Consider the following 7,799-nt stretch of genomic DNA (forward strand, 5'->3'; position numbering starts at 1 on the left):
GTGCCCCGGCCCAGGGGCCCCGGCCGCCTGGCCCGGGGCCCCTGGGCTCAGCCGCGCTGCCTGGCGGGCCGCAGCCGCGCCACGAAGGCCGTCCAGCGGTCGAGCCGCAGCCTGTGCACACCCCACCGGTCGGTGAAGGCCGTCCAGCGCTCCGACAGGGCCCATATCACCCGAATGGACGAGCGAGGCACGAGAAGTGCCCGCAGCCGGGTCCAGCGCCCGACGGACGCCCGCAGCCCGGCCCGCACCAGCCGGGTGTCCTCGGCGAGCCCCACACCCGGCCGTGGCTCCGGCGCGTACAGCGCCTGCTCCACGGCCCCGGCCACCCGGTGCACCGCGTCGGCCGCCGGCTGCTCCAGCCGGCCGAGCCGTACGACCCGGTCCGCGGCCTTACGCGGGGTCTGCGACTCGTCGGGCGGGATGCCGTGGTCCCACGCCGTGTCGATCAGCTCCCGCCAGGCCGCCAGGGCACGCTCCGCGGCGACGGCGGGCGTCGGCGGCGCGCCGCCCCGGCCGACGGCCGCTCCGCTGTCCCCGTCCGCGTCCGTCATGGCCCACGAGGGGCCGTCCGCCGACGCGTGGTCGCCGTACCCGGACCTGAGCCGTCGCGCCCGTACCCGCACCCGCCACAGCAAGGGCAGCAGCGGGATCAGCAGGACGGCGAGCGCGGCCAGCGCGATCCCGACCCAGGTTCCCGTCGGGGTGCCCGAGTCGGTGGGCGGCTGCACACCCAGCGGGGCGGCCGCGTCGCACTCACCGATCCGGCGCGTCTGCTCGGCGCAGCTGCTCGACGAGGACGGGGCTGCCGACGGCGCGCCCGAAGCCGCCGAGTCCGGCGCCTCCGTGCTGCTCGGCACCCCGGACGGGGTGTCGGCGACGGTGTAGTCCGGGATGCTGCCACGGCTCGGGGTCGGCTCGAAACGCGTCCAGCCCACGCCTTCGAAGTACAACTCGGGCCACGCGTGGGCGTCGTTGAGACCGACGGACACGATGTCCCCCTCGGGGGTGCCGGGGGTGAAGCCCACGGCGACCCGGGCCGGGATGCCGAGCGTGCGGGCCATCGCCGCCATGGCGAAGGAGAAGTGGATGCAGAAGCCCCTCTTGTCCTGGAGGAACTTGGTGATCGCCGAGATCCCGGTGCCGGAGTTGACCGAGACGTCGTACTTGAAACCGCCGTCCATCGCGAACCAGTCCTGGAGCTTGACGGCCTTCGCGTAGTCGGTCGTCGCGCCCGCCGTGACGTCCTCGGCGGTCTCCTTCACCACGCCGGGCAGCCTGTTCGGCACCTTCGTGTACTCGTCGCGCAGCGCCTTGGACGCCTGCGGGGCCGACGCCAGCTGCTCGCTGGTCGGATCCACCTCCAGGCTCTCGACCTGGTACTCGGCGCCACGGGTCGACTGCCCCCGGTCGCCGACGAGGGTGCGGCCCACCGGCTCGAAGCGCCAGCGGCCCTCGATCTTCACCTTCGTCGCCGGGTAGGGCATCGGGAGGTAGTTCTGCCGGTACCAGCCGGCCGCAGTGATGTTGGTCGTGACCTTCGTGGTGCGCACGTCGGGGGAGAGGCCCGGCGGGTTGGGCAGCTCCTCCGGTACGTCGTCGACCTTGCGCTGCGAGAAGCGCCAGGACGTCCCGTCGAACGTGTCGAGGGCCATGATCCGCAGATACATGTCCGAGCCGGCGGCCTGCGTGGTCCGGTAGCGCAGGGCCTCCCGGTCCTCCGGCTGGTTCAGGTTGTCCTGGAGCGAGACCAGGGGGTTCACCGCGGAGATCGTGCCCCCGCCGCCCACCCCCGAGCCGTTGCCCGTCCCCGCGCCTGCCAGCAGCCCGTCGCCCATGGCGGGCAGGGCGGCCGGGACCACCAGGGCGATACCGAGCGCCAGCACACCGATGCGGCGGCCCGTACGCGCCGGGGCCAGCGCGTGGCCCGGCGTTCGGGCCGCCCGGCCCTGGCCCTGCGGCGCGCCGCCGAACACCCGGCCCCACTGGGACAGCCGGTCACGGCCCTCGGCAAGCAACAGCAGCAGATAGCCGCATGCGGCGACCAGGAACCACAGCCAGCCGCCCGCCCCGCCGGAGAGTCCGGCGGCCACGGAGTAGAGCGCGAGCAGCGGCAGCCCGGCGGGGGCCGCGCTGCGGAACGTCACGGCCAGCGCGTCCACCGCGAGACCGATCACCAGGACGCCGCCGATCAGCATCAGCTTGATGCCGTCGGTCGCGGGCGCCGGTATGGCGAACCGGCTGACGTCGTCGCTGCCCGCCGTCAGCAGCGTGCCGAACTGCCGGATGACGTCAGGCGTCGGCAGCAGCCCGAGCGGCGCCTGGTCCCGGGCGAAGACGACCGTCAGCTCCAGCAGCCCGACGACGGCCTGCACCAGGATCGTCGCCAGTCTGGCCAGCGGTGCCCGCCTGGCCAGCGCGCCGACCCCGCTGATGACCGCCAGCAGGAAGGCGGCCTGGAACAGCCAGCCGACCGTGTCGACCAGCGGCAGCATCGAGCCCGCCGCCATCAGCGTGGCGGCGAAGGCGCACAGCGCCAGCCTCCCGCGTCCGCTCATGACCATCCTCCGGAAGCTGTCGGCCCTGTGACGCCCGATTCGGAGCGCTCGCGCGCGGCCTGCCGCCACAGGTCGGGCAGGGAGGCCCCGGCCGGTACGGCGAACGCCGTCCAGCCCGCTTCGCGCAGCAGCCGCAGCCGCTCGTCGCTCTGCCCCTGCGCGGGCGGGCTCTGCGTCCAGCCCTCGCTGTCGAGCACGAAGGCGACGGCCGCGCCGCTGCGCTGCCTCATCCGGGCGACCACGCCCGCCTGTTCGTCGTCGAGGTCGCCGAAGAAGCCGATCAGCAGGCCTTCGGTGCCACGGCGCAGGACGTCGTACGAGGGGAAGAGCCCCTCGCCCGGGGAGTGGTCGACGACGGCGAGGGTGTCCATCATCAGTCCCGCCGAGTCGGCCGACTCCTGGGTGGCGCCCGCGAAGCCGTCGGCGCCCTCACCCGGCACGGAGCTGCCCGTGTCGGTCAGCAGCCGTACGGCGAAGCCCCGTTCCAGCATGTGCACCAGCGCGGACGCCGCGCCCGACACGGCCCACTCGAAGGCCGAGTCCGGTCCGGCGCCCTGGTAGGCGACCCGTCTGGTGTCCAGCAGCACCGTGCATCGGGCGCGCTGCGGCTGCTCCTCGCGGCGCACCATCAGCTCGCCGTAGCGGGCGGTGGAGCGCCAGTGGACCCGGCGCAGATCGTCGCCGTGCCGGTAGCCGCGGGGGATCACGTCGTCCTCCCCGGCGAGCGACAGGGACCGCTGCCGGCCGTCGCCGTACCCCGACGCCTCACCGGCGAGCCGTACCGAAGGCAGCGCCTCGGTGCGGGGGATGACGGTCAGGGTGTCGTACGCGCTGAAGGAACGGGTCAGTTCGCACATCCCGAACGGATCGCTCAGCCGCAGCTGCAACGGGCCGAGGGGATAGCGCCCGCGCAGGTCCGAGCGGACGCGGTACGACACCTCGCGGCGCCCGCCCGCCTCCACCCGGTCGAGCACGAAGCGCGGTCGCGGGCCCAGCACGTACGGGACATGGTCCTGGAGCATCAGCAGTCCGGTGGGCAGCCGGGACACGTTGTCCATCCGCAGATGCACCCGCGCCTCCGACCCCGCCGGCACCCGGGAGGGCGTGAGCCGGCGGCTGCCCGCCACCCGGTAGCGGGTGCGGTAGAGCACGGCGACACAGACCAGCGGCAGCACGGCGAGCAGCAGCCCCACGCGCAGCAGGTCGGACTGGCCGAGGACGTAGGCGCAGACGGCCGCCGCGATGCCCGCGGCGAAGAACGACCGGCCCCGGGTGGTCAGTCCGCCCAGGGCCACGCGCAGGCCGCCCTTGTCCTGCTCGCCCGCCGTCGTGACGGGGTCGGCCGACGTCATCACAACCGCCGGACGCCGGGCGGCTGCTGGCCGTAGGCCGGCCCCGCGGGAGCCGGTCTGCCCGCCGTCACCCGGCCGCCGTCCGCGGTGGGCACCGGCGTCTGCTGCAGGATCTCCAGCACGACCTGCTCGGCGGTCCTGCGGTTGAGCTGGGCCTGGGCGGTGGGCAGCAGCCGATGCGCCAGCACGGCGACCGCCAGCGCCTGTACGTCGTCGGGCAGGGCGTAGTCCCGGCCGCTCAGCGCCGCCGACGCCTTCGCCGCGCGCAGCAGATGGAGCGTCGCGCGCGGTGAGGCCCCCAGCCGCAGGTCCGGGTGGCTGCGGGTCGCCCCGACCAGCTCCACCGCGTAGCGCCGTACGGCGTCGGCCACATGGACGGTGCGCACCGCGTCGATCAGCTTCACGATCTCGTGCGCGTGCGCCACCGGCTGGAGGTCGTCCAGCGGGGAGATCCCGCCGTGCGTGTCCAGCATCTGAAGCTCCGCCTCGGCGCTCGGATAGCCGATCGACACTCGGGCCATGAAGCGGTCGCGCTGTGCCTCGGGCAGCGGGTACGTGCCCTCCATCTCCACCGGGTTCTGGGTGGCCACCACCATGAAGGGGCTGGGCAGTTCGTACGTCTGCCCGTCGATGGTGACCTGGCGCTCCTCCATGGACTCCAGCAGTGCCGACTGCGTCTTCGGCGAGGCGCGGTTGATCTCGTCGCCGATCACGATCTGCGCGAAGATCGCGCCCGGTTTGAACTCGAAGTCCCTGCGCTGCTGGTCGTAGATGGACACTCCCGTGATGTCCGAGGGCAGCAGATCGGGGGTGAACTGGATTCGCTGCACCGAACAGTCGATGGAACGTGCGAGCGCCTTCGCCAGCATGGTCTTGCCCACGCCGGGGACATCCTCGATCAACAGGTGTCCCTCGGCGAGCAGCACGGTCAGCGAAAGCCGTACGACCTCTGGCTTGCCCTCGATCACACCCTCCACCGATGTGCGGACACGCTCCGCTGTGGTGGTCAGATCAGTGAGGCTCGCTCGATCGTCATAGGTCGTCACCCGGCCCTCCTCGGCCCGTTCATACGGACCGGAGCTCAACAGACGGCCCGGCCCACCCCAAGATACGGACGCCGGCCCCGGAATGTTCCGGGGCGGCTGTCACACACGCATTCTTGTTGCCGTTACCGCTTCGTGTCACTCGCCTGTGGATAAAAGAGGGGGATTTGTCGATTTCGCCGCTTTTTTGGTGCCACGGGAATGCTTCCCAGGCCCATGACGGGGCGATTTCCCCGGCTCACCCGGCCGGGTCGACCTCCGTCATGAGCCCCGTCGTGACGTCGAAGACGAAACCGCGCACATCGTCCGTGTGCGGCAGGAACGGTGAGGTCCGTACGCGCTGCATCGACTGCCGGACGTCCTGTTCCACGTCCGCGAACGCCTCGACGGCCCAGACCGGCCGCTGGCCGACCTCCAGCTCCAGCTCGTGCCGGAACTCCTCGGTGATGGTCTGCATGCCGCAGCCGGTGTGGTGGATCAGCGCCACGCTGCGCGTCCCGAGCGCCCGCTGGCTGATGGTGAGTGAGCGGATGACGTCGTCGGTCACCACGCCGCCCGCGTTGCGGACGGTGTGGCAGTCGCCCAGTTCGAGGCCGAGGGCGGCGTGCAGGTCGAGCCTGGCGTCCATGCAGGCCACCACGGCGACCCGCAGCACGGGCCGCGCGTCCATGCCGGGGTCCTGGAACCTGGCGGCATAGTGGTTGTTCGCCTCTATGAGCCGGTCGGTGACCGTACCGCCGGTGCGGGCCGGACCGGCGGAGGTCTCAGGGGTCTCTGCGGTCTCTGCGGGCAGGTGTGCGGAAGTCGACATACCTATGACGGTAATGGCCATCAGGGGTCGAAGCCCGCTGTGGGACCAGGACAAAGAACGTCAACGGGCATTGTTGTGACCTAACCCACAAGGGCCAGCACCACTCATCCGAACGGGTGAAAAAGACCGTTTGTTCGGTTGTGGCGCGTGACCCGTGCGACGCGCTGGCCGGTTGATTGACCGGAAGGACGAGTGGACTAAAGTGACGCGAAGTTCACGGACACATCCCGAACACATCCCGATTGTCCCCGCGTGTGCGGCGTACGTGCGGCTCGGCCCTCTCCCGCTCGGCGGTCGGCCGACGCCCTTTGCGGCGCCGGCGGATCACTCCCCTTCTGAGCGGGCGGGGACCCGGCGGCACGTACGACCGCGCCGGACCTGAGAGGGCGCATTGAGCGAGCGCAGCGAGCGACACGTCCCAGTGATGCTCCGGCGGTGCCTTGACCTGCTGGCCCCCGCTCTCGCCCAGCCGGGCGCGGTCGTCGTCGACTGCACCCTCGGCCTCGGCGGCCACAGTGAGGCGCTGCTTTCCACCTTCCCCTCCGCCCGGCTCGTCGCCCTGGACCGCGACAAGGAGGCGCTGCGGCTCTCCGGCGAACGGCTCGCCCCGTACGGCGAACGGGCCACCCTCGTGCACGCCGTCTACGACGAGCTGCCCGACGTGCTCGACCGGCTGGAGATCCCCCGCGTCCAAGGCGTCCTGTTCGACCTGGGCGTCTCGTCCATGCAGCTGGACGAGGCCGACCGCGGCTTCGCCTACGCCCACGACGCGCCGCTCGACATGCGGATGGACCAGACGACCGGGCCCGGCGCCGCCGAGGTGCTCAACACCTACCCACCCGGCGAACTCGTGCGGATCCTGCGCCAGTACGGCGAGGAGAAGCAGGCCAAGCGGATCGTTTCCGCGGTCGTACGCGAACGGGACAGGGAACCCTTCACCCGCAGCGCCCGGCTGGTCGAACTGATCCGCGACGCCCTGCCGCAGGCTGCCAAGCGCACCGGCGGCAACCCCGCCAAACGCACCTTCCAGGCGCTGCGCATCGAGGTCAACGGCGAGCTGTCCGTACTGGAACGGGCCGTACCCGCAGCGGTGAAGACCCTCGCCGTCGGCGGCCGCATCGCCGTCCTGTCGTACCACTCGCTGGAGGACCGGCTGGTCAAGCAGGTCTTCGCGGCGGGCGCCGCCAACACGGCGCCGCCGGGGCTGCCGGTGGTCCCCGAGCGCTACCAGCCCCGCCTCAAACTGCTCACCCGCGGCGCCGAACTGCCGACGGAGGAAGAGGTCGCCGAGAACCGCAGGGCGGCCCCCGCCCGGCTGCGGGGGGCGCAGCGGATCCGGGAGGACGCACTGTGAGCGGAGCTGCCAGGCAGCTGAAGGGGCGGGCCGGCCGGCTCGCCCGGATGATGCCGTCCGGCTCGGGACAGGCGGCGCGCACGCCCTTCGTCCTGCTGGTCGTCCTGCTGCTGGGCGGCGGTCTGATCGCCCTGCTGCTGCTGAACTCCTCCCTCAACGAAGGATCGTTCAGGCTGAGCAAGCTCAAGAAGCAGACCACCGACCTCACCGACGAGCAGCAGGCGCTCCAGCGCGACGTGGACGACTACTCGGCGCCCGACGCGCTGGCCCGCAGGGCCCGGGAGCTCGGCATGGTGCCCGGCGGCAGCCCCGCCTTCCTCGGCCCCGACGGCAAGGTCCACGGCGTGCCGGGCAAGGCCACCCCGCTGCCGCCCGTACAGCAGTCCGTCGTGGTGCAGGCCCCGCCGGCGCCGCCCGCCCCGTCAGCGCAGGCGTCCACCGCGAGCACACCGGTCCCGGCGCGCTCCGGCCCGCCCGCCGCACCGCCCACGGGACAGGCCGCCGCCCCGACGGCCACCGTCTCCCCGTCAGCCACCGGCCAGGGCCAACCGCTGAAACCGGCAGCCCAGGCCCCGACGACCTCCGGCAGGTGACGCAGTGCCCTCCAAGGAACCACCGCGCCGCAGGGTGCCAGGACCCGCACGGCCACGGGGCGGTGCGCGCCCCGTCGGCGGCGCCCGCCCG

At 72.6% G+C, this 7,799-nt stretch carries 6 protein-coding genes; 2 read left to right on the forward strand and 4 right to left on the reverse strand.

Annotation, left to right across the window (positions count from 1 at the left end; all coding sequences use genetic code 11):
• Nucleotides 1–47: 47 nt before the first annotated feature.
• From HY68_RS19700 to HY68_RS19715, 4 genes are all read right to left on the reverse strand, one after another.
• A complete protein-coding gene (locus HY68_RS19700; protein WP_041990676.1) occupies nucleotides 48–2,555 on the reverse strand; it encodes a DUF3488 and transglutaminase-like domain-containing protein in 2,508 nt (835 codons plus the stop codon).
• The gene (locus HY68_RS19705; RefSeq protein ID WP_041990678.1) at nucleotides 2,552–3,907 is read right to left on the reverse strand and encodes a DUF58 domain-containing protein; all 1,356 of its coding nucleotides are present in this window, start codon (nucleotides 3,905–3,907) and stop codon (nucleotides 2,552–2,554) included. The genes HY68_RS19700 and HY68_RS19705 overlap by 4 nt, the downstream gene beginning before the upstream one ends.
• The gene (locus tag HY68_RS19710; protein ID WP_041990681.1) at nucleotides 3,907–4,953 is read right to left on the reverse strand and encodes a MoxR family ATPase; all 1,047 of its coding nucleotides are present in this window, start codon (nucleotides 4,951–4,953) and stop codon (nucleotides 3,907–3,909) included. Before HY68_RS19710 ends, HY68_RS19705 begins: the two co-directional genes overlap by 1 nt.
• Before the next feature lie 235 nt (nucleotides 4,954–5,188).
• The gene (locus tag HY68_RS19715; RefSeq protein ID WP_041990683.1) at nucleotides 5,189–5,761 is read right to left on the reverse strand and encodes a carbonic anhydrase; all 573 of its coding nucleotides are present in this window, start codon (nucleotides 5,759–5,761) and stop codon (nucleotides 5,189–5,191) included.
• A 391-nt stretch (nucleotides 5,762–6,152) separates the two neighbouring features.
• Here HY68_RS19715 and rsmH point away from each other — a divergent pair, with 391 nt between their 5' ends.
• Together rsmH and HY68_RS19725 are read left to right on the forward strand one after the other, a co-directional pair.
• On the forward strand, nucleotides 6,153–7,115 hold the full coding sequence (gene rsmH, locus HY68_RS19720) for a 16S rRNA (cytosine(1402)-N(4))-methyltransferase RsmH (RefSeq protein ID WP_078863684.1): 963 nt from the start codon (nucleotides 6,153–6,155) through the stop codon (nucleotides 7,113–7,115).
• Nucleotides 7,112–7,708: a hypothetical protein gene (locus tag HY68_RS19725; protein ID WP_041990687.1), complete on the forward strand. Its 597-nt coding sequence runs from the start codon at nucleotides 7,112–7,114 to the stop codon at nucleotides 7,706–7,708. Before rsmH ends, HY68_RS19725 begins: the two co-directional genes overlap by 4 nt.
• Nucleotides 7,709–7,799: the final 91 nt, after the last annotated feature.

Source organism: Streptomyces sp. AcH 505 (assembly GCF_000818175.1).
In the GTDB taxonomy this organism is placed as follows: Bacteria; Actinomycetota; Actinomycetes; order Streptomycetales; family Streptomycetaceae; genus Streptomyces.

Excerpts from the sequence above, each read along its gene's own strand:
- HY68_RS19700 (WP_041990676.1), bottom strand. The coding sequence starts at position 2,555 with ATGAGCGGACGCGGGAGGCTGGCGCTGTGCGCCTTCGCCGCCACGCTG.
- HY68_RS19705 (WP_041990678.1), bottom strand. The coding sequence starts at position 3,907 with ATGACGTCGGCCGACCCCGTCACGACGGCGGGCGAGCAGGACAAGGGC.
- HY68_RS19715 (WP_041990683.1), bottom strand. The coding sequence starts at position 5,761 with ATGTCGACTTCCGCACACCTGCCCGCAGAGACCGCAGAGACCCCTGAG.